Here is a 21184-nt window from a genome sequence, read left to right as displayed (position 1 = left end):
TCTGGATGCCGCCCGATCCCGCCACGGCCTGATCCTCCGGCAGCAGGCGTACTGACGCACACCTTGAGACGATCACACAGCGCAATCAACAGAACCCGAAATGCGCAGGACGTGAATGCTTACGTTGGAGGAGGTCACGTCGTTTCTCAACGGTTGGACGATGCCGTATTCACACCCGCACGAAAACAGCCCCGGCATAACGGTCATCAAACCCAGGACGCCCGAAGGCGACAACGCCGACGGCTTCACCTGTGGTTCCCTTTCCCTCCACACCGACCGAGCACAGGCGATCGCTCCGCCGACGATACTCGGCTGCCTTTACCTACGGACATCATGCACCGGTGGCGAGTCGCTACTGCTCGACGGTAAGGAACTTGTCCGCACAGCCGACGAGAGAAGCCAGTTGGCTGAGAGCGCGCACGTCGTTCTCCGCTCCCGTGGTCGCCCCTGGCTGCCGATCATCGAACTTGCGAAGGATGGGCGCCGGTGCCGCGTCCGCTACAGAGACGACCAACTGGCGCGGCCGCATGCCGCCACCAAGAGTGCTCGCCCTCTGCTGACGACCATATCGGGTGAGCTACGAGCACCCAGCGTACGCCTGTTCGAACCAGGTCAGGGCTACCTCATCCACAATCAACGTTTCCTACACGGCCGCGCCTCGTTCACCGGGCGACGTACGGCCCTGCGAATCCTAGCCACGGTTGCACAATCCTCTGAATATGCGCATATCAACAGAGGTTTCGGTTTACGCGACGAACGTGGAGGTTGAGAGGTGCGCGCCCACCGGCGGCATGCCGACGTCATCCGGGATCTCAACGGTTTACCCGAGCAGACATCCCCGGACTTCCCTCAGGCGATCCGAGCTGCGATCGAGGGCATACCTGATCCGGACGAGACCTTACGTGCCATTTTGGAGCTACCAAGGCTTGCCACGTCGATCCGCTTCTGCGCCCTGTACGGTCTACTTCTGCGGATGCGGCGGGAGGAACGGCACAGCGACTACGAACAAACGGTCGCCCGGTACGCGAAGCAGTTCTCCAAGGAACCATACTTCATCACATTCCTCGCCATAGCGGAACGCAATCGCGGAGATGTGGCGAGCTTACGTAAAGCCGTGGAACTTTCTCGACAAGCCGCGAACGACATGCCGGAGGTCGCAGGGGTCGTTCATCAGATGGCAGCCTTCATGGCAGAGTATCTTGAACGACGGGCGACCCCGCCGACGACGGTCGAGATCGCGGAAGCCGAGCGATGCGTGGACAAGGCAATCACAGCGACCAAGGGACAGATCGCGCATTACCATGAGACGAAATCGCGCATTCTCGCACTTCGCCGAGATTTCGACTCCGCACGTGTTTCGCTGAATCGCGCCATCGAGTTGGAGCCGCGCCGGGGCCGCGACCACCACAGGCGCCTGACGCAGTACCACACCACCCGAATCCGAATCGATCTGCTTGAGCAGCAGGCCCGCTGGGACGAGCTACAGGAAAGCGGCAAGCGTGAATTGACCGAGTTCAAGAACCAGCAACTCCAGTTGATGGGACTGCTCGCCGCAGTGGTGGCCCTGATCGCCGCGGGCGGGAACATCGCAAGCCAGAGCAAACCCGCGGACGGGGTCGTTCTCATTCAGGTGATGGCCGGAGCGGTTGTCATCGTTTTCTCGGCGTTCTCATTGATGACAGCGCGATCGCTGTGGAGGGTGCTCGTCGCCTTCATCACGGGAGCAGTACTGATAACGGTTCCCTACATTCTTGGACGGTGAGGCATGCATGTACTGGATCTCACCGAGAGCCCTGGGGCGAGCGCGCGGCCGACCGAGGATCGCGCCGGCTCGTCGGGATACCTCGCGTGGGTGATAGACGGGGCGACCGACTTCACTGAGGAGAGGTCACTTCCCGGAGGTTCCAATGTTCAATGGCTGGTGAACTTCGTCGACCAACGCCTGCGGGACATCGGCCGTGCCGAACATCCCACTGGCGTACACGCCGTTCTGAACAGCCTGGCAGAAGAGGCCCGGCACAGACTGGTTGAGATCGCTCCGGAAGGACTGCGCAATCACCCCTGCTGCTCGATCGGGGTCGCGGCTCTGCTGCCGGACCGCCTAGAGCTTGGCCGAATCGGCGATGCCACACTGATCGCCTACCGAGGGCCGGAGGTCGCTCATGAGGTCAGCACGAACTTCTTTGACAAGCGCGAAGCGGGTGCCGTCGTGCGGTCCCGGGCAGAGCAGCAGAGCAGGCAGGAAGTCATCGACGACATGTTCTCCCGGCGCCTTGAATACATCAAGGGTGCCCATTCGGAGTCTGTCTTCTCCGGGCATCCTGAGACGGTTCTGAAAATACACTCGGCGACCCTTCCCCTCGACCGTGCGGACAGCGTCCTTCTCTGCACCGACGGTTTCGCGCGGGCGATCGCGGACTACGCCATTTTCCCGGACTGGCGAATGCTGCGTCGCCGCGTCGACGAGAAAGGATTCAATGAGATCACCTCCCGGATCAGACAGCATGAGTCACAACTTGACCCGACCGCCCAGACACCGCGATTCAAGAATGCCGACGACTTGGCAGCCATTCTTGTGAGTATCGAAAGAGAGATCTGAGATGGATGGCCCTGACCGCCTCCGCAGCAACGGAATGCCTGAGTACCTGGTCGAGCGCAACCCGGGATACTTCGAATACCAACTGCCGATCTCTGTGAAGCTCGTCATCGACATCAATGGAACCATTCCGCTGCTGATGAACGAGCGTGACGAGTGGGAACTACCCGGCGGGAAACTGGAGGTGGGCGAGACTCCGGAAGTCTGCGTCTGCCGAGAGGTTTTCGAGGAGCTGAATATCACTGTCACCGTCGAAGACATCATCGACACATGGGTGTATGAGATCACTCCGCTACGTCACACGTTCATCGTGAGCTACGGGGCGACCTACACCGGGGACGAGGAAATTCGAAACTCCAACGAGCACAAGAACCTCGGCCTCTTCACGTATGTGGACGTGCCGTCTCTGCACATGCCCGCTCCGTACAAGCACACGATCCGGAGATGGCAGAAGCTCATGGCCGCACGCTGACCGGTACACAGACGGCCGGAGGTCTGAACCACCGCAGACCTCTGGCCGTACCCGTCCACGGTCGTGCTCACTCAGGGGGTCGGGTCGAACTCGCCGGCCTGGACGCCAAGGAGGAATGCTTCCCATTCCTCGGGAGTGAAGAACAACGCGGGCCCGTTGGGATCCTTCGAGTCGCGTAGGGCGATCAATCGACCGCTCTTGTGATCGGGTCCTCCGTCGACCTCCGCCACTTCGACGCAGTTTCCGCCGTTGTCGCCGGAGAAGCTCGACTTGCGCCAGCGGGCGGTGCTCAGGTCCATCTGTCCTCCATCGCCATCCTGATCAGTTCGAGGGACATGGTCAGTGGCAGCGCCTCGGTGCGGATGGCCTCGAACCGCTCGATCGCCGCCGCGACGTCCTCAACGTCGCTCGTGGTGATGCCTCGGACGGCGGTCTCCGCGTACAGCACGTCGCTCACGCCCTCCAGAGTCGCGATGACGCTCCCTCCGAGCAACCCCGGACGCATGCGGCCCGCGCTCCCCCGGCTTCGCGTGGCCGGTTCACTCGACACCTACGGGCGCGGGCATGGTGTGCCAAGCGGAGCGGCGCTCCGTATTGTTCGGAGCAGTGCTCCGGTTCTGCGCCTTCCACGCTGTCCGTCTCTCAGCGACGAGGTGCACCATGCCCGAGGAACTCGACGACTGGCATACCCGTTCGGGTGGCTACGTACGGCGACCCCGATTCGAGTCGTACACCGAGAAGACGCCGACTACTTCGCGATGCGGCGTCGCGACGGGATCATCGAACTGCGGATGCACACCGACGGCGGACCGGCCCGGTTCGGTCTCGCCGCGCACAACGCCTGGGGTCAGGCCTGACAGGAGATAGGCAACGACCCGGACAAGGAGGTCCTGATCCTCACCGGCACCGGCGAGCACTGGCTCGCGCCCGACGCCGGCCGACCGCGACCCGCCACGACCGGTGAGGGCGAGGCCGGTCCGGCCGACCGGGCCAGGGCGCTCATGCGTGAGCCCCGCCCCAAGGACTTCGCCTACGAACACACCTATTACGACGCGGTCAAGCTGCTGGAGAACTTCGTCTTCGGGATCGACATCCCCACGATCGCAGCGATCAACGGGCCGAGCATCGCACACACCGAGTTCGCGCTGCTCTGTGACATCACGCTGGCCTCGGAGACCGCTACCATCGTCGATCCCCACCTGCCGACCGGAGTCGCACCCGGCAACGGGCAGCAGTTGACCCTGCAGGAACTCCTCGGCACGAAACGTGCCGCCTACCACCTCTACACCGGGGAGCCCATCGGGGCGCGACTGGCGCTCGAACTGGGCCTGGTCAACGAGGTGCTACCGGCGGAGCGACTGCTGCCACGCGCGTGGGAGATCGCCGAGAGCATCATGAGGAGCCCGCGGGCGGCCCGGCGGCTCACTCACACCATCGTGCAGCGCCGGCTGGTCAACGATCTCGCCTTCGGCGTCACCCACGAGATGTTCGGCATCTCCGCCGACCGGCTCCGGGGCTGAAGCAGGGGGAGAGGCGACGAACCCGCCCAGCCGTACGGCCGGCGACCGCTCACGGTCGACGGGCGGGCTCGCCCGGCCGGACGACTCCGTGGGTGAGGCCGTCGGCCACCAGGCGGGCCAGGTCCTCGCCGAGTGCCGCGGCCTCGCGCAGGGCCGCGCGGAAGTCCGCCAGGCGCCGGAACGCCTCGCCGTACCGGCGTTGCTCGGCCATCGGCAGCAACGGCACCTCCGCGCGTCGCACGTCCACCCGGTAGCGGGAGGACATGGTGCTGTAGTGACGCACGTTCATGGACGCGCACACGAACCCGGCGAGGAAGTAGGGGTCGAGCGCCTCCGGGTCCGGCCGCAGCAGGGAGAGGTACGGGCCGAGCAGGGCGTCGCCGGTCGTCAGGACCCGGGCGACCGGGGCGGCGACGACCTGCGGCACCACGACGTCACCAGGCCGCGTGACGATCGCCTTCTCCACGGCCCGCTGCGCCCCGGTGGCCGCACGTCCCTCCATCACGTCCTCGGCGGTGAGGACGGGCAGCCCGTACGGCGGCTCCGGTCCCTCCGCCACACCCGCGGGCCCCAGGGCGAGCATGCCCCGCCGCACGAGCTCGGGCAGCGGAACCAGCACGAGGTCCTCCGGCGGCCGCCCCCCGGCTCCGGGCATGAGGCCGGAGACCCGGTCGATCAGCCCGCCCAGCCGGTCACGCGCTCCGGTGATGCGTTCCGGTGACACGTCGTCGGCGGCGGTGGACAGATAGCGGGCCGGGGTGAGGTCCACGTCCTCGTCGAGCAGGTCGACGAGCGGGACCGACCGGCTCACCTCCGGCTCGTCCAGCTCGCGCCCCTCGCCGAACTCCCGCCACGCCTCGACGGCCACCCTGGCGTAGTCGTCCTGCCTGCCCGAGGTGTCGACCATCAGGACGTGGCTCGGCGTGCCGCCCTCCGCGGGCTGGCGGAGGATCCACAGCGCCAGCCCGACCGCGACGTTGGGCACGACGCCCTGCGGGAGCGCGATGACCGCGCGCAGCGCGCCGCGCCGCAGGAGCTGGGCCCTGATCCGCCGGCCGGACCTGCGGGCGGCGACGGCCGGCGGCATCAGCAGCACCGCCACGCCCTCGGGCGCGAGGTGGGCGAGGGCGTGCTGCACCCAGGCGAGTTCGGGTTCCACGCGCGGCGGCAGGCCGTACTCCCATCGGGGGTCGGCGGTCAGCTCCTCATAGCCCCAGTTGCGGTCGTTGAACGGCGGGTTGCACACCACCGCGTCCACCAGTTCACCGGGAAAGGCGTCCGCGCGCAGGGAGTCGCCCGCCCTGATCTGGACGTTGTCGCTGCGCAGCGCGAGCCGTACGGCGGTGAGCCGGGCCGACGCCGGGTCGACGTCCTGGCCGAACAGGCGGGCCCCGGGCGAGCGCTCCAACGCGCGGCCGAGGATGCGCCCGGAACCGCAGGCCGGGTCGAGCACCGAGCCGACGCGGTCGCCCACGAGGTCGAGCGCGAGCAGGACGATCTCGACCGGGGTGGAGTAGACGCGCCGGGTGTGCACCTCGAAGTACCGCTCGCGCAGGAACTCGAAGGTGGCGGACGCGCCGCGCTCCGCCGCCAGCGAGGCGATCGACCTGACCAGCGGCATCCGGGCCGGCGCGAGCGCCTCCGGGAACGCCCGGTCGCTGATGGTCTTGGCGCAGGCGGCCCTGACCCTGGCCGGGATCTCACGCGCGACCGTCTCGTCGTCTCCGGACGAGAGCCTCTCCCAGTCGTCCGCCTCGTGCTGCAGGTAGACGAGGAAGGCCCCGAGGTCGGCGATCAGGTCGGCGAGTTCGTCGTCGTCGGCCGTCGTGCGCAGTTCCTGCCAGAGCCACTCGTCCGGGGGCAGTTCCCTGCCCTCCGCGTGCCCGCGCAGCCAGTCCCGGACCTCGGCCAGCGAGAACGCGGGGCTGGTGGACGTGCCGCCCACGGGATGGGGGAAGTCGTCGTGGCGGCGTCGCCAGTTGCTCACCGCCGCACGGCCCACACCGGCCATGCGCGCGATGTCTGCCGCGGTGACGTGTACGTCTCGGCGCACGTCCACCGTCCTTCCCCCCCGTTCTACGAACAGAGGGGACGATAACCCACACCCGAGACACAGGCAACGTCGCGTCAAAGTCTGGTTGATGGCGTCAACACATGCTTCAATGGACGGCAAGCCCCGTCACAGAAGGGACCAGGGATCGTGACCTCTCCCATCACGCGACTCAGGTCGCTGCGCCGCGGACGCGCGATCCATCTCCTGGACATCGAGAACCTCGCCGGGTCCCCCCGGCCCACGACGTACGACGTGCGGCAGACGATGGGCGCCTACCGGCACGCGGTGCCGATCGGGCCGCTCGACCAGTTCATCGTGGCGGTCAACCACAACGCGCTGGTGCCGGTCGGGGTCGCCATGGGGCTCGCGCTCGGCGGCGTGCAGCTGCTGGTCCGCTCGGGTCCCGACGGCGCCGACCAGGCCCTCGACGAGGCCGCCCGTACGGACCGGGTCGACCTGCGCTTCGAGCGGGTCGTGATCGGGTCGGGCGACGGTTACTTCGCCGACCTGGCCGGGTGGCTGGCGGGACGCGGCCTGCACGTCACCGTCGCCTCCCGGCGCGACCGCCTGAGCTGGCGGCTCTACACGGCGGTCCCCGACACCGTCACCTTCTCGCTTCCCGTTCCCCAGGCCGCCTGACCGCGTTTCGATTTCGAGAAAAATTCATCGGCCGGTCCGCTGGGGAGACATTTCGGCGGCGGATACGCAAAGGGAGTTCCACGGTCGGGGCGAATCTGGGAATATTGCCGGGCCAGCCGAGTACGGCAGAGCTTCGGGCACGGAATGCGAGATGACGCATGAATGTCGAGCCATCCGGCACCTCCCCCCAATCGCCTCTCAGAGCCGCGTCGGCCCTGCGACGCACCCAGGCGTTGTTCGACGCGATGTCGGGCGACCATCTGTTCCGCGAACAGTTCGTGACCGATCCGGCGCAGATTTATTCGGAGTACGTCCAGAGCGCGCCCCTCGATCGGCATCGGGCGGACGTCATCAACCAGTTCGTCTACGCCGTGCTGGCCAGCGACGAGCTGATGCAGTGGATCATCCGTTACCGCGGCGAGCGGAACGGCGTCGCGCCGTCGGACGGTGAGCTCGCGACGCAGTTCGCCCGGGCGGTGGTCGACACGAACGCGCACCACGTGGCGCTCGCCCTGATGCGAGCGGCGACCGAGCAGCAGCCGATCTTCCCGCTGGACAGGTCGATCAAGGATCTGATCTTCGGTGGCGTCGGGATCGGCCAGGGCCGTACCGGAATCCAGCTCACCGGAACCGCGGAAGGCACCGGCACCGTCACCGCCGAGACCAACACGGGAACCGGCACAGAGATGAGCACCGGAACCGGCACAGGCACCGGCACAGAGATGAGCACCGGGACAGGCACCGGCACAGAGATGAGCACCGGGACAGGCACCGGCACAGAGATGAGCACCGGGACGGGCACCGGCACTGGAACGGAGATGAGCACCGGGACAGGCACCGGCACTGGAACGGAGATGAGCACCGGGACAGGCACCGGCACTGGAACGGAGATGAGCACCGGGACGGGCACCGGTACGGGAACCGGAACCGAGCCAGGGACGGAAACCGGAACAGGCACGGGAACGGGAACGGGAACAGGCACCGGGACGGAAACAGGCACCGGCACTGAGACCGGCCCCCCGGCCACCATTCCCGGCACCGATGTGACATTCACCTTCGGAAGCACTGAAGAGCATACATTTCCCCCAATTACCCATACGACCGAAATCACGTCAATCACCCAAATCACCACGCTGACGCCGCCGGGCACGTCCCCCGGGACATTCGGCGGAACGTCCCCGGGAACGTTCGGCACATTCGGCGGGACATTCGGTGGCACCTTCGGCGGAACGTTCGGGCACTTCAACATCAACGCCCTCGACTCGGGCGCGGCGCAGGTCACCCTGGAAACCCTGCGTGAATTCGCCGCTCAACTCCGCGATTCCGGTGTGCTCGACGAGATCGGGGGCGGCGGATGACCACCACCGGCACCGGCTCCCTGCGACAGACGACCCGGGCGCTGCTGGAAGCCGGCCACCAGAGCGAGGCCTTCGCGCTGTGGTCAGGCGCGGACTTCTCCGACGACGATCTGGGCTGGCTGTCCGAACAGACCGGCGAACTGATGCGGTCCACGGACCTCACGCTCGCGGGCGAGTTCGCGCATCTGCTGGCCTCCATCCGCCGGGGCAGCCGGTGGTTCCCCGTCCAGAGCGCGGACGGCGCCACGCGCCCGGTCAACCGTTTCATCACGATCCACAAGTTGCGGCACGACATCGAGCAGTTCACCTACCTGCTGGAGTCGGGCATCCTGGGCGGCGAGTTCGGGGCGGTCGTCCAGGCCTACACGGACACGGTCGACCGCCTGCTGGAGGCCGGCGTCGATCCCGACCAGCACGTGCCGTTCGACGAGCAGGCGGAGGCGGCGATAGGGGACGTCTTCAACCGCATCGTCACGCTTCAACCGGCGCCGCGCCTGCCGCGGGCGCTGTCGGCTTCGTGGAACGGCCGGGAGGTCACCGAACGCTACCTGGCCAGTCGTGCCGGGCTGGTCGTCGTGGACGACTTCCTCTCCCCGGCCGCGCTGGACGCCGTCCGGCGCTTCTGCCTCGGGTCGACGGTCTGGTTCGGCAACCGCTACGCGAACGGCCGGCTCGGGGCGTTCTTCCACGACGGCTTCAACTGCCCGCTGCTCCTGCAGGTCGCGGAGGAACTCCGCGGCACGCTGCCGCAGGTGCTCGGCCCCTATCCGCTCCGCCAGCTGTGGGGATTCAAGAACAAGGACTACCTGCCCGGTGACACCACGACGCACGCCGACTTCGCCGCGGTCAACGTGAACTTCTGGATCACACCGTCGGAGGCCAACCTGGACGAGAGCAGCGGCGGCCTGATCGTGTACGGGGTCGACGCGCCGCCCGACTGGAACTTCCACATGTACAACGGCCGCCAGGACCTGATCAAACCCTTCCTGGCCCAGCGGAAGGCGGAGGCGGTGCGGATTCCGTACCGCGCCAACCGGGCGATCATCTTCAACTCCGACCTGTTCCACGCGACCGCCGAGGTGCGCTTCCGGGCCGGTTACGAGAACCGCAGAGTGAACATCACCATGCTCTACGGCGAACGGGCCGACGACGTCCACCACCCCAGCCTGTCGCGGCAGGCGACGCCGAACCAGCTCCCCTACCGTCCGGCGTGGCGCTCCAACGCGCTGGCCCGGCGGCGAGCGGGACGTTGACGTCGCACGGTGACGTCGCAAGGTGACGTCACAACATGGCCAGGACGCCTACGTACTCGCCGCCCTCGGGCACAAGCGGGCGGGATACTTCCTGGATTCGGGCGCCTCGAATGGGGTCCGATGCAGCAACACCAGGCTGCTGGAGCAGGAATACGGCTGGACGGGAATCTGCGTCGAGCCCAATCCGCACTACTACGCGGAGCTGACGGCGAACCGCCGCTGCCTCTGCGTGAACTGCTGCCTGTACGACCACGATGGCACGGTGGAGTTCGTGGAGGCGGGCACCATCGGCGGGATCCCCGGCGAGTACTCCCCGCAGCTGATCCCGTACGTGCGCCGGGCCCTGGACCTGCCGGACGACGCGCCGATGCCCGCGACGGTCATGCCGTGCCGGACGGTCGGCTCGCTGTTGCGGCAGTTCGACGCTCCCCGTGTGATCGACTACTGGAGCCTGGACACCGAGGGTTCCGAGCTGGCGATCCTCCGCACGTTCCCCTTCGGCCGATACCTGCTGCGGATGCTGACGGTGGAGCACAACTGGGGGCCCCAGCGCCGCCCCATCCGCGAGCTGCTGGCGCGGCACGGCTATCTGCGCGTCGCCGAGCTGGGCTGCGACGACGTCTACGCGCACCGGTCGGTGGTGTCCCGGAGCGGGAGCGGGGTGTGGCGATCACGGGCGTCGCCGGTCCGCGGACGCCCCCGCTCGTCCTGATCCCCCGCCCCGGCCCGGCTCTCAGATCTCGGCGACGGCCAGGGAACGCGCCGGCAGGTCGAGGACGTGATCGGTCAGGCGGGCCGACTCGTCGGAGGCGAGCAGGAGGCGCGACGCGGCGAGCCGTACGGAGACCGGGTCGAAGGCGAGGTTGGCGGCGACCCGCAGCGAGCCGCGCTCGATCACCACGACCCGGCGCTCCTCGTCCACGTCGACCCGCACCCGGTCCATCCGGGGGTCGGTGAGGTCGGGATGTGACCTGCGCAGGGCGATCAGGGCGCGGTACCAGCCCAGCAGGGAGGCGTGCTCGTCCTTCGACAGCTCCTCCCAGTCGAGCTTGGACCGCAGGAAGGTGTCCTCCTCGCCCGGCTCGGGGGCCTTCCAGTCATAGCCGAAGCCCTCGAACTCCTTCCTGCGCCGCTCGCCCTCGCCCTCGGCGAGGTGCCGCTCGAAGTGGTCGGTGAAGAAGTAGAACGGCGTCGTGGCGCCCCACTCCTCGCCCATGAACAGCATCGGCGTGAACGGTGAGGTCAGCAGCAGACCGGAGGCCAGGCGGAGCTGGTCGGGCCGCATGCGGTCGCCCTCGGGCCGGTTGCCGATCTGGTCGTGGTTCTGCGCGCAGCAGACGAACCGGTGCCCCGGGATCCCGGCGGCCGGACGGCCGTGCGAGCGGCCCCGGAAGGACGAATAGGTGCCGTCATGGAAATATCCGGAGGTGAGCACCTTGGCCAGGGACGACAGCGTGCCGAAGTCGCCGTAGTAGGCGTTCGTCTCCCCGGTGACGTTCGCGTGGATGGCGTGGTGGACGTCGTCGTTCCAGCTCGCGTGCATGCCGAGGCCGCCCGCCTCGCGCGGGGTGACCATGCGGGGGTCGTTGAGGTCCGACTCGGCGACGAGCGTGAGCGGGCGGCCCACCGCGGCGGACAGCGCGTCGACCTCCACCGACAGTTCCTCCAGGAAGTGGACGGCGCGCTTGTCGTGCAGCGCGTGCACGGCGTCGACGCGCAGCCCGTCGACGTGGTAGTCGCGCAGCCACTGCAGGGCGTTCTCGATGAAGTAGCGCCGCACCCCGTCCGAGCCGTATCCGTCCAGGTTGACCGCGTCGCCCCAGTAGGACCCCTTCGCGTCGTGGAAGTACGGCCCGAACTTGGCCAGGTAGTTGCCCGACGGCCCGAGGTGGTTGTAGACGACGTCGAGGATCACGCCGAGACCGGCCCGGTGACAGGCGTTCACCAAGCTCTTCAACCCGTCCGGCCCGCCGTACTCCTCGAAGACCGCATACAGCTCCACGCCGTCGTAGCCCCAGTTGCGGGTGCCCGGGACGGGCGGGACCGGCATGAGCTCGACGAAGTCGACGCCGAGGTCCACGAGGTGGCCGAGCCGGTCGGCCACCCCCTGGAAGGTGCCCTCGGGCGAGAACGTGCCGACGTGCAGCTCGTAGATCACCCCGCCGCGCAGGTCCCGGCCGCGCCAGTCCTGGTCGGTCCAGGCGAACCTGTCCTGGTGGTAGACCCGGCTAGGGCCGTTCACGCCGTACGGCTGCCGCCGGGTCCTGGGGTCGGGGAAGGGACCCTCGCCGTCCACGTGGAAGGCGTAGTCGCGGTCGTGCTCGTCGCCGGGCGCGGTCCACCAGCCGCCCTCGCCCGGCGACATCGCGTGCCGGGCGCCCTCGTACTCGACCTCGACCCGCGCCGCCCCCGGCGCCCAGACCTCGAACATGCCTCTTCTCCCCTTACCGACCAAGCCCCTGCCGACCAGCCCTGATGATCACGCTTCGAGAATCGCGACCGGATGAGCGGACAGCAGGTCGGCCATCCGCACCTCCCCGGTGTGCTCCGCCCCGGTGAGCAGGTCGCGCCAGCGTCCCGGCGGCAGCGTGATCTTCTCACTCCCCCAGCCGCCCCGGCGCTCCAGCCCGGCCGGCAGCCGGGTCGCGACCACGGCCGCGGCCGTTCCCCGCCCGGGAACGCCCCTGGTGAACGCGACCGCGTGCTCCCCCGCCTCGATCGGCGCGTACGGAGCCTCGGGGTCGAGCCGTCCCCGCAGGCCGAGCGCGGCGGCGGTGACCCGGATCTTCTGGCCGTCCCAGCTGTCGTCGGGCTCGGCGAGCAGCCGGCGGCGGCGCTCGAAGTCCACCGGCCGCCGGTTGTCCGGGTCCACCAGCGAGAAGTCGGTGATCTCGTTGCCCTGGTAGACGTCCGGGATGCCCGGCATCAGGAGCTGGACGGCCTTCTGCCCGAGCGAGTTGACCCGGGCGTACCGGTCGACGACCTCGGTGAACGAGGCGACCGAGTAGCCGCAGGCGTCGATCGCCCGCCGGGCGAAGTCCCTGATCCCCTCCTCGTACGCCGGGTCCGGGTCGACCCAGGAGATGGCGGTCTTGGCCTCCCTGGCCGCCTTGAGCAGGTAGTCGGTGAAACGGTCCAGGCTGATCGGCCAGGCCGCCATCAGCGACTGCCAGGCGAGGTAGTCGAGCCGGGGGTCGAACGACACGGCCGCCGACCAGGAGTCGACGGCCATCGTCCACTCCTCGGGCAGCTCCGAGAGCACCGCGAGACGGGCGCGCACGTCCTCCGACCGCTTGGTGTCGTGGGTGGACAGCGTGGTCATCGTCCGCGGCGGCAGCTCGGCGCAGAACTCGTGGAACTCGGCCGGCGAGACCCCGAACCGGTCGGGCTCCCCGCCCACCTCGTTGAGGCAGGCCAGCGGATACCACCGGTAGAGCGCGGTGTCCTCCACGCCCTTGGCCATGACGGGCCCGCAGGTCTGCTGGAAGCGGGTGACCGCGTCCGGCGGGCCGTACAGGACCAGGTCGGCGGCCTTGGCCACCGCGTCGGGGTCGGCGCGGCCGGCCGCGAGCCGCGCCGCCTCCGCGACGATCGCCTGCGCGTCGGCGGACGGCCGCTCACCCGGGTTCACGTACGCCCGGTAGACGGGCATCGCGGCCAGCAGCTCCACGACGGCCTCGCGCAGCGCCGGGTCGCCGAGGTCGGTGGTCAGCCGGTCGACCTCCCCGCGGAAGAACAGGTCGATGACGTGCTTCTTGGCGTCGTGACGCACGGTCTCGTAGTCGTCGCGCACGCCGGTGTGGCGGCCGAAGGTCTCGACCAGCGCGTCGCGCCCCGCCGGGTCCACGAACAGCCGGGTGATCATGTTGAGCGCGTCGTAGCCGGTGGTGCCGTCGCACGGCCAGTCGGCGGGCAGCCTCTCGCCGTCGATCAGGATCTTCTCCACCCACAGCGGGCCCGGCACGTGCGGGCGCAGCCACCGGAGGTAGCCGCGGGGGTCGGCCAGGCCGTCGGGGTGGTCGACGCGCAGCCCGTGGATCACGCCTTCCTCGATGAGGCGGAAGGTCACAGCGTGGGTCTCCCGGAAGACCTCGGGGTCCTCCACCCGCAGGCCCATCAACGACGACACGTCGAAGAACCGCCGGTAGCCGGGGCTCTCCCGCCAGTGGGCCAGCCGGTAGTGCTGGGCCTCCAGCAGGTCCGGCAGCGGCAGGTGCCCTGTGCCGGGCCTGATCGGGAACGCGTGGTCGTGGTAGCGCAGCACCTGACCGTCCACGCCGCTTTCGACCCGGAGCGCCTCGTCGGCGTCGTCGCCGAGCAGCGGCAGGGTGACCGGCCACTGGAAGTCGAACCACCGGGAGGCCGGCGACCCCGGGCCGTCCCGCAGCGCCGCCCACAGCCGCGCGTTGTCCGACTCCGGCACCGGCACGGTCATGTGGTTGGGCACGATGTCGGACACCAGCGGCATGCCCTCGGCCGCCAGCGCCCGCAGGCCCTCCTCGCCGCCGAACTCCTCGCGTACGCGGGTGTGGTCGGTCACGTCGTAGCCGTGCAGGGACTCGCGGCACGCCTGCAGGATCGGCGAGAGGTAGAGGTGGCCGGCGCCCAGCTCCCGGAGATATCCGACGAGGCCGGCGGCCTGCGTGAAACCGAAGTCAGGCGTCAGTTGCACGCGGTAGGTAGAACTCACTGGACCGCCCTTCGAAACACGTTCCCGGCGTGGAGAACCGCCGGGCAGTGACCGTTCTTGCCCGCCTGCCCGGCGGCTCACACCATCGGCACTCTAATCGGCCGTCCTCGCTGGTCAGGCCGTTCTCGTCCAGGCCGTCACGACGTGCGGCGGACGCGGCGCAGGACCCGCACCGACCGGCCGGTGACCGGCACCGCCTCACCGGCCCGGCACATCCGCGACTCGCTCTGCCCGGGCATCGCCGTGTCCAGCTCGGTGCACCACAGCTCGCCGTAGTTCTTCGGCACGGTGAACTTGAGCATCTCGTGGTGGGCGTTGAACAGCAGGAGGAACGAGTCGTCGGCGATCCGCCTGCCCCTGCTGTCGGGCTCGGTGATCGCGTCGCCGTTGAGGAAGACCGCCAGCGCCTTGGCGTAGCCGTTCGTCCAGTCGGCGTCGGTCATCTCGGTGCCCGACGGGGTGAGCCAGGCGATGTCGCTGAGCTCGTCGTGGGAGCCGCGCACGGGACGGCCGTAGAAGAAGCGGCGGCGCCGGAAGACGGGGTGGTCGCGGCGCAGCCGGGCGAGGCGCCGGGTGAACTCGAGAAGCTGCCGCCTCTCGACCGTCCCCGCGTCCTCCTCGGCGGTGGCCCCGGCCTCCAGCACGGCGCCCCAGTCGACCCAGCTGATCTCGTTGTCCTGGCAGTAGGCGTTGTTGTTGCCCTGCTGGGTGCGGCCGATCTCGTCGCCGTGCGACAGCATCGGCACGCCCTGCGACAGGAACAGCGTGGCCAGGAAGTTGCGCTTCTGCCGCTCGCGCAGCTGCGCGACCGGGCCGGTCGCGGGGCCCTCGACGCCGCAGTTCCAGGACCTGTTGTCGTCCGCGCCGTCGCGGTTGTCCTCGCCGTTGGCCTCGTTGTGCTTGCCGTTGTAGGACACCAGGTCCTGCAGGGGGAAGCCGTCATGGCAGGTGACGAAGTTGATCGACGCGGCGGGGCGGCGGCTGTCGTCCTGGTAGAGGTCGCTCGACCCGGTCAGGCGGCTCGCGAACTCGGGCAGCGCGGCGGGCTCACCCCGCCACAGGTCGCGGATCGTGTCGCGGTAGCGGCCGTTCCACTCGGTCCAGCGGGCCGGGAAGTTGCCGACCTGGTAGCCCCCCGGGCCGACGTCCCACGGCTCGGCGATGAGCTTGACCTGCGACAGCACCGGGTCCTGCTGGACGAGGTCGAAGAACGCGCTCAGCCGGTCGACCTCGTGCAGCTCACGGGCCAGCGACGCCGCGAGGTCGAAGCGGAACCCGTCCACGTGCATGTCCCGCACCCAGTAGCGCAGCGAGTCCATGATCAGCTGGAGCGCGTGCGGGCTGCGCATGAGCAGGCTGTTGCCGGTGCCGGTGGTGTCCATGTAGTAGCGACGGTCGTCCTCGACCAGCCGGTAGTAGTTGGCGTTGTCGATGCCCCGCATGGACAGGGTCGGGCCCAGGTGGTTGCCCTCGGCGGTGTGGTTGTAGACGACGTCGAGGATCACCTCGATGCCGGCCTCGTGCAGGGCCTTCACCATCGCCTTGAACTCCAGCACCTGCCCGCCGCGCTGGCCCGAGCTCGAGTACGCGTTGTGCGGCGCGAAGAAGCCGATCGTGTTGTAGCCCCAGTAGTTGGCCAGCCCCCGCTTCTCCAGCATGTGGTCGGTCACGAACTGGTGGACCGGCATCAGCTCGATCGCGGTGACCCCGAGCGCGGTCAGGTGATCGATGATCTCCGGGTGGCCGAGCGCCGCGTACGTGCCGCGGATGCGGTCCGGGATCTTGGGATGGGTGATCGTCAGGCCGCGCACGTGCGCCTCGTACAGCACCGTGTCGTGGTACGGCGTGGCCGGGGGACGGTCGTGCCCCCACCCGAAGAACGGGTTGACGACCACCGACCGCGGCACGTACGCCGCCGAGTCGCTGTCGTCCCGGCTGTCCGGCTCGCCGAAGCGGTAGCCGTACACCGCCTGGTCCCAGTTGACCGAGCCCTCCACCGCCTTGGCGTACGGGTCGATCAGCAGCTTGTTGGGGTTGCACCGCAGGCCCTCGGCGGGTGAGTAGGGCCCGTGGACGCGGTAGCCGTACCGCTGGCCCGGGCCGACGCCCGGCAGGTAGCAGTGCCAGACGAAGCCGTCGACCTCGGCCAGCGACACGCGCTCCTCGTTGCCCTCGTCGTCGAACAGGCACAGCTCGACCCGCTCGGCCACCTCGCTGAAGAGCGCGAAGTTGGTGCCCGCGCCGTCGTACGTCGCCCCGAGAGGATAGGAATCCCCCGGCCAGATCTCCCTCACTGGACCTCCTCGCCGTCCGGCTCGGCGGTCCTGCCGGGAAGCCCCCGGAGTCCACCGGCTCTATTGTCGCGATCGTTCCTGGTCCGGTCCCGTCCGGGACGGCCGCTCACCCGATCGTGATGCTGAGTGTCGTTCACAAGACATCGTGCCTGCCCGCAAAAGGCTCCGACAGTCGCGCCACGTTAACTGCGTGTATGGCAAAGGGGTGAACCGGCCATCGGCGAGCAAAGCGCCGCCCGTTCCGGACGCCAACGCCGCTAGCTGGCCGTACTCGCCGAATGTGGGACACCTCACCCGTCCGCCGTCCGTACGGAGTCTCCCGGCCGGTCACCCACCGCAGTCGCGGGGGCCCGCACCGGCCCTGGATCGACCCGCTGATTAACGGTCCTTCCCGATGTGTCTTCCCCCTGGCGGGGTTACGGACACCGGAAACCGGCTGGTCATCGGACCGGCGAGGCGGCCGCGCCCCCTCGGGCGCGGCGCAGCAGGCCGCGGCGGGGAGCGCGGCCGTCGGTGCGCAGCCACAGGTTGACGCCGGTGCCGCCGAGCGCCGAGGGCTCGACGCGTACCCCGCCGCCCGTCGACTCCGCGAGGCGGCGGGCGATGTCGAGCCCCAGGCCGGTGGAGCCCGCCCCGCTGTTGCCCCGCCGCAGCGCCTTCTCCGGATCGGGGATGCCCGGGCCCGCGTCCGCGACGAGGACGCCCACGATCCCGCTCCCCCGGTGCAGGGTGACGCGGAAGGCGGTGCCCTGCGGGGTGTGCCGGAAGACGTTGCCGAGCAGCGCGTCGACCACCGCGCCGAGGTCGGCGGCGGCGACCGGCACGGGGGTGGTCTCGTCGGCGCCGACGAGCTGCCACGGCCGCCCCTGGTCCTCGGCGAGCGCCGACCAGAAGGCGAGCCGTTCGCACAGCACGAGCGCGGCGTCGCAGCCCGCGGGCACGGCCCGGCGGGAGGGCCGCCGGGACGCCTCGATGATCTCGTCGATCGCGTGTTCGAGCCGGTCGATCGCCAGCTTGCGCTGCTGCTCGGCCTCCGGGCCGCTGCCGCCGAGGTTGAGCCGCAGCGCGGTGAGCGGGGTGCGCAGCCGGTGCGACAGGTCGGCGGCGAGCTCACGCTCGGCCGCGAGCAGCACCGCCACCTGGTCGGCCATCGTGTTGAAGGCGTGCCCGGCGGCCACCAGCTCGGGCGGGCCGTCGGGGATGATGCGGACCGAGAGGTCGCCCGCGCCGAGCGCGGCGGCGGCCTGCCCGAGCCGCCGGGCGGCCCGGACCACCCGGGCCCCGAGCCGGTCGGCCACCACCACCGACCCCACCACCAGCGCGACGGCGACGCCGGTCAGCACGGCCCACGAGGTGGAGACCCCCTTCCTGGCGTCCGCCTCGGGCGCGTACGCCTCGATGACGGCGCTCCGGCCGCCGCCCAGCGCGACCGGCCTGAGCAGGACGTATCCCTTGGCGACCGGCACCGTCCTGGCCCGTTCCGCCGCGTTCGCCACGTCGGCGGGGCCGACCCGGGAGCGGCCGACGGTCCGCCCGCCGGACAGGTGGACGGCCAGGCGCGAGACCCCGGCCGGCGTGCTGGCCAGCGCGCGTTCGAGCGCGGCCACGTCGTCGGTGATCACCAGGGCGGGCACGATCGTGGCGGCCTGCCGTTCGGCGTCCGCCAGCGCCCGGCTCTCCGCGATCTCCATGACCCCCACGGCCAGCGGGATGAGGAAGGCCAGCGCGACCATCGCCGTCACGGCGACCGCCACCAGGGCCAGGCTCCGTCGCACCGCCTCTCCCGCCGCCGGCCCTCAGGCCTCTGCGGGAGGACTGAGACGTACGCCGACGCCCCGCACGGTGTGCAGGTAGCGGGGCCGCGAGGCGCTCTCGCCGAGCTTGCGCCGCAGCCACGACAGATGCACGTCGATCGTCTGGTCGTCCCCGTACGACTGCCGCCACACCTCGGCCAGCAGCTGCCTGCGCGAGATCACGCGGTCGGGGCGGGCGGCGAGATAGGCCAGCAGATCGAACTCCCTGCGGGTGAGGTCGAGCGGCACCCCGTCGAGCCGCGCCTCCCGGCGGTCGGCGTCGACGACCAGGCCGCCGACCTTGACGACCGACGCCGGCGCCCCCGGCCTGGCGCGCCGCAGCACGGCCTCGAGCCGGGCGTTGAGGTGGTCGCCGGAGAACGGTTTGACCAGGTAGTCGTCCGCGCCGTCGCGCAGCAGGCGGACGATCTGCGCCTCGTCGTCGCGCGCGGTGGCGACGATGACCGGCACGTCGGAGATCGCCCGGAGCATCTTCAGGGCCTCGGCGCCGTCGAGGTCGGGCAGCCCCAGGTCGAGGATCACCACGTCGGGGGCGACGTGGGCGATCTCCCGCAGGGCGTCGAGCGCCCGGCCCGCGCTGCGGACGGCGTGGCTGCGCCCCGTCAGGTCGCGGATGATCGCGGAACGGACGAACTCGTCGTCCTCCACCACCAGAACGGTCGCCATGGGGCAGAAACGTACACTCTTCACCCCTGTCGCGTCCGCCGAAGAGCGATGCGGAAGATGCGGATCAAGGGAGATATGCCCCACCCTTATGTCCATTGAGATCATCCGAAATCAGTCAAGGCATGGGCTCAGGACACGAGATAGAGTGAGCGGCCACATGAGACGGGCCACCGGTTACACGATCGCCTGGTGCGGGGCCACCGCACTGGCCGTCGGCGTGTCCTGGCTGGGCGTGCGCGACGTGCTGCGCAGCGCGGTCCTGGACGACGCCCCCCTCGCCCCGGTGGTGGCCGTCGCCGCCCCGGTCACCGCCTACGCGGCGCTTCCGTCCGCCGATCCGGGGACCGATCCGGACGCGGCCCCCACACCCGGCCCGCCCTCTCCGTCCCCGTCCCTGTCACGGTCGTTGTCACCGACGCCGCGTCCGGCGCGGCGGAACGCGACCGCCACCCCGTCGCGGACGGCCCGGTCCTCTCCCACGGCCCGCGCCGGCCGTCCGGAGGATCCGGCGGGATCGGCCCCTCCTCCGCCGAGCGCCCGGCCGCGCCGCGACCCGGCGGAGGAGACCCTGCACACGTTCACCCTGAAGGGCGGGCGGGCGACGATCGCCGTCACCTCACGGGACTGCCGGGTCGTCACGGCCACGCCGAACGACGGCTACCAGGTCAAGGTCTGGGAGGAGGAGCAGTGGCTGCGCGTCGCGTTCCTCCGGGAGGTGCACGAGTCGTCGGCGTTCTGCGCGTGGAACGCCCTGCCGCCCAGGCTCGACACGTACGAGCGCTGAGCGGGGGCCCGGCCGGGCGGCCGGGGGTCACTTCAGCTTGGCGAGGTACTCCTTCAGCTCCTTGACCTCGGCGGACAGGGCCGTGGAGATGGCCGTGGCCAGCGCCTTCCCGCCGTCGAACGCGCCCTTCTTCTGCTCGACGCCGGCGATCGCGATCGCCCCGCCGTCATGCTTGATCATGAGGGTCGTGAACCGCTTGTCGAAGGCGGGGCCGCTGAGCTTGGCGAGGGCGTCGATCTCGGCCCGCGTCTGCATGCCGGGCATCTTGTGGTCGCGCGGCAGCGGCTCGGCGCCCCACATGTCGAGCCAGCCCTTCAGCGTGCGGATGTCGGTGTCGCGGGCCGAGAGGATCCGCGACGCCATGTCCCTGACCCAGGGGTCACCGGCCCGCGACTGGGCGAGCGTGGCCAGATCGACGGCCTGGAGGTGGTGCGGGATGATCCGGCCGGCGAACGCCACGTCGGCGGCGTTGTGATCGGCCGGCGCGTCCGTGGCGCCCGGCTCGGCCGGCGTGGCGGTGACGGTCGCGTCGTTCGAGGGCACGGCGGCGGCCGCCGAGGCCGGGGCGGGGGCCGGAGAGGGGGAGGCGCCGTCGGCCCCTCCGCAACCGGCGAGGAGGACCATCGCGAGCACGGCGGTCATCGTGCCCGTCAGGCCGGGGTTTACAGGGAGCGGACGGCGGGGGGCGGTCGTCACTGGAGAGCCTTTCGGGTTGGGGCTGGGGGACGGCGGGCACGGCCACCGGGACCGGGCGTGGGCTTCCGGCTCGGGTCGCCGCCGACCCTGCGCCGCACCGGCCCTGGTTCCTGGCGGAGGACCCTACCGCCATACCGCCACCGTCACCATGCTGTTACGGGCGTCCACCACCCGCTGAGCCGTCCGCTTTACGGCACATTTACTCAGATTTACGGACAAGGTGGACATACGGGGTCAAAGCGAACTTTGACTACCCCAAGCAACCCCTGTGCTCTAGCCTCCAACTATGTCAAACGGGAGCGAAACTCTACGAAAGGTTTCACACCGAGGAAACCTCTGTTGACACGAG

At 69.6% G+C, this 21184-nt stretch carries 19 protein-coding genes; 10 read left to right on the top strand and 9 right to left on the bottom strand.

What is annotated here, in order from left to right; translation table 11 throughout:
- Positions 1 to 115 precede the first annotated feature (115 nt).
- From HHX33_RS31190 to HHX33_RS31175, 4 genes are read left to right on the top strand one after another with little or no spacing between them, the layout of a single operon-like run.
- Entirely contained in the window at positions 116 to 769 is a 654-nt protein-coding gene (locus HHX33_RS31190) for a hypothetical protein (RefSeq protein WP_182877716.1), read from the top strand.
- Positions 770 to 772: 3 nt separating this feature from the next.
- Positions 773 to 1762, top strand: coding sequence for a hypothetical protein (locus HHX33_RS31185; RefSeq protein WP_182877715.1), 990 nt, complete (start codon positions 773 to 775; stop codon positions 1760 to 1762).
- 3 nt (positions 1763 to 1765) lie between these two features.
- Complete coding sequence (locus tag HHX33_RS31180) at positions 1766 to 2599, top strand: protein phosphatase 2C domain-containing protein (RefSeq protein WP_182877714.1); 834 nt, start codon at positions 1766 to 1768, stop codon at positions 2597 to 2599.
- A 1-nt stretch (position 2600) separates the two neighbouring features.
- Complete coding sequence (locus HHX33_RS31175; protein WP_259403052.1) at positions 2601 to 3068, top strand: NUDIX domain-containing protein; 468 nt, start codon at positions 2601 to 2603, stop codon at positions 3066 to 3068.
- Between the two features lie 71 nt (positions 3069 to 3139).
- On the opposite strand, the gene HHX33_RS31170 is transcribed toward HHX33_RS31175, so the two are convergent.
- The gene (locus tag HHX33_RS31170; RefSeq protein WP_182877713.1) at positions 3140 to 3367 is read right to left on the bottom strand and encodes a DUF397 domain-containing protein; all 228 of its coding nucleotides are present in this window, start codon (positions 3365 to 3367) and stop codon (positions 3140 to 3142) included.
- The gene (locus HHX33_RS31165) at positions 3358 to 3573 is read right to left on the bottom strand and encodes a Scr1 family TA system antitoxin-like transcriptional regulator (RefSeq protein WP_182877712.1); all 216 of its coding nucleotides are present in this window, start codon (positions 3571 to 3573) and stop codon (positions 3358 to 3360) included. The genes HHX33_RS31170 and HHX33_RS31165 overlap by 10 nt, the downstream gene beginning before the upstream one ends.
- A gap of 496 nt (positions 3574 to 4069) precedes the next feature.
- On the opposite strand from HHX33_RS31165, the gene HHX33_RS35320 reads away from it, so the two are divergent.
- Complete coding sequence (locus HHX33_RS35320) at positions 4070 to 4588, top strand: enoyl-CoA hydratase/isomerase family protein (RefSeq protein ID WP_220502395.1); 519 nt, start codon at positions 4070 to 4072, stop codon at positions 4586 to 4588.
- 49 nt (positions 4589 to 4637) lie between these two features.
- Here the strand turns inward: HHX33_RS35320 and HHX33_RS31155 are convergent, their stop codons facing one another.
- Positions 4638 to 6641: an N-6 DNA methylase gene (locus tag HHX33_RS31155; RefSeq protein WP_310741606.1), complete on the bottom strand. Its 2004-nt coding sequence runs from the start codon at positions 6639 to 6641 to the stop codon at positions 4638 to 4640.
- 147 nt (positions 6642 to 6788) lie between these two features.
- On the opposite strand from HHX33_RS31155, the gene HHX33_RS31150 reads away from it, so the two are divergent.
- The 4 genes from HHX33_RS31150 (at position 6789) to HHX33_RS31135 (ending at position 10603) form a co-directional block, all read left to right on the top strand.
- On the top strand, positions 6789 to 7280 hold the full coding sequence (locus HHX33_RS31150; RefSeq protein WP_182877711.1) for a hypothetical protein: 492 nt from the start codon (positions 6789 to 6791) through the stop codon (positions 7278 to 7280).
- A 158-nt stretch (positions 7281 to 7438) separates the two neighbouring features.
- Positions 7439 to 8638, top strand: a complete 1200-nt coding sequence (locus HHX33_RS31145) for a hypothetical protein (protein WP_182877710.1) — start codon at positions 7439 to 7441, stop codon at positions 8636 to 8638.
- Complete coding sequence (locus HHX33_RS31140) at positions 8635 to 9891, top strand: hypothetical protein (protein WP_182877709.1); 1257 nt, start codon at positions 8635 to 8637, stop codon at positions 9889 to 9891. Before HHX33_RS31145 ends, HHX33_RS31140 begins: the two co-directional genes overlap by 4 nt.
- 22 nt (positions 9892 to 9913) lie before the next feature.
- The gene (locus tag HHX33_RS31135; RefSeq protein ID WP_182877708.1) at positions 9914 to 10603 is read left to right on the top strand and encodes an FkbM family methyltransferase; all 690 of its coding nucleotides are present in this window, start codon (positions 9914 to 9916) and stop codon (positions 10601 to 10603) included.
- 21 nt (positions 10604 to 10624) lie between these two features.
- Here HHX33_RS31135 and treZ read toward each other — a convergent pair whose 3' ends face one another.
- From treZ to HHX33_RS31110, 5 genes are all read right to left on the bottom strand, one after another.
- A complete protein-coding gene (gene treZ / locus HHX33_RS31130; protein ID WP_182877707.1) occupies positions 10625 to 12322 on the bottom strand; it encodes a malto-oligosyltrehalose trehalohydrolase in 1698 nt (565 codons plus the stop codon).
- A 48-nt stretch (positions 12323 to 12370) separates the two neighbouring features.
- Entirely contained in the window at positions 12371 to 14581 is a 2211-nt protein-coding gene (gene treY, locus HHX33_RS31125) for a malto-oligosyltrehalose synthase (protein WP_310741605.1), read from the bottom strand.
- A 137-nt stretch (positions 14582 to 14718) separates the two neighbouring features.
- Positions 14719 to 16875, bottom strand: a complete 2157-nt coding sequence (gene glgX, locus HHX33_RS31120; protein ID WP_182877706.1) for a glycogen debranching protein GlgX — start codon at positions 16873 to 16875, stop codon at positions 14719 to 14721.
- Between the two features lie 440 nt (positions 16876 to 17315).
- Positions 17316 to 18650 (bottom strand): sensor histidine kinase, encoded by a 1335-nt coding sequence (locus HHX33_RS31115; RefSeq protein WP_117409968.1) that lies wholly within the window; start codon positions 18648 to 18650, stop codon positions 17316 to 17318.
- Between the two features lie 21 nt (positions 18651 to 18671).
- Complete coding sequence (locus tag HHX33_RS31110) at positions 18672 to 19355, bottom strand: response regulator transcription factor (RefSeq protein WP_117409967.1); 684 nt, start codon at positions 19353 to 19355, stop codon at positions 18672 to 18674.
- Between the two features lie 157 nt (positions 19356 to 19512).
- Here HHX33_RS31110 and HHX33_RS31105 point away from each other — a divergent pair, with 157 nt between their 5' ends.
- Positions 19513 to 20139 carry a hypothetical protein gene (locus HHX33_RS31105; protein WP_182877705.1) on the top strand — a complete coding sequence of 209 codons (627 nt, stop codon included), beginning with the start codon at positions 19513 to 19515 and terminating at the stop codon, positions 20137 to 20139.
- A 27-nt stretch (positions 20140 to 20166) separates the two neighbouring features.
- Here HHX33_RS31105 and HHX33_RS31100 read toward each other — a convergent pair whose 3' ends face one another.
- Positions 20167 to 20835, bottom strand: a complete 669-nt coding sequence (locus HHX33_RS31100; protein ID WP_182877704.1) for a DUF305 domain-containing protein — start codon at positions 20833 to 20835, stop codon at positions 20167 to 20169.
- Between the last annotated feature and the right edge of the window lie 349 nt (positions 20836 to 21184).

Origin of the sequence: Microbispora sp. H10670, assembly GCF_014161385.1 — a bacterium.
GTDB lineage: Bacteria > Actinomycetota > Actinomycetes > Streptosporangiales > Streptosporangiaceae > Microbispora > Microbispora triticiradicis.
This window is presented reverse-complemented; position numbering and strand designations above follow the sequence as displayed.

Bases quoted from the DNA above. Each gene is read 5' to 3' on its own strand.
- HHX33_RS31190 (WP_182877716.1), top strand. From the start codon at position 116: ATGCTTACGTTGGAGGAGGTCACGTCGTTTCTCAACGGTTGGACGATG.
- HHX33_RS31180 (WP_182877714.1), top strand. From the start codon at position 1,766: ATGCATGTACTGGATCTCACCGAGAGCCCTGGGGCGAGCGCGCGGCCG.
- HHX33_RS31175 (WP_259403052.1), top strand. From the start codon at position 2,601: ATGGATGGCCCTGACCGCCTCCGCAGCAACGGAATGCCTGAGTACCTG.
- HHX33_RS31170 (WP_182877713.1), bottom strand. From the start codon at position 3,367: ATGGACCTGAGCACCGCCCGCTGGCGCAAGTCGAGCTTCTCCGGCGAC.
- HHX33_RS31165 (WP_182877712.1), bottom strand. From the start codon at position 3,573: ATGCGTCCGGGGTTGCTCGGAGGGAGCGTCATCGCGACTCTGGAGGGC.
- HHX33_RS35320 (WP_220502395.1), top strand. From the start codon at position 4,070: ATGCGTGAGCCCCGCCCCAAGGACTTCGCCTACGAACACACCTATTAC.
- HHX33_RS31145 (WP_182877710.1), top strand. From the start codon at position 7,439: ATGAATGTCGAGCCATCCGGCACCTCCCCCCAATCGCCTCTCAGAGCC.
- HHX33_RS31140 (WP_182877709.1), top strand. From the start codon at position 8,635: ATGACCACCACCGGCACCGGCTCCCTGCGACAGACGACCCGGGCGCTG.
- treZ (WP_182877707.1), bottom strand. From the start codon at position 12,322: ATGTTCGAGGTCTGGGCGCCGGGGGCGGCGCGGGTCGAGGTCGAGTAC.
- HHX33_RS31110 (WP_117409967.1), bottom strand. From the start codon at position 19,355: ATGGCGACCGTTCTGGTGGTGGAGGACGACGAGTTCGTCCGTTCCGCG.
- HHX33_RS31105 (WP_182877705.1), top strand. From the start codon at position 19,513: ATGAGACGGGCCACCGGTTACACGATCGCCTGGTGCGGGGCCACCGCA.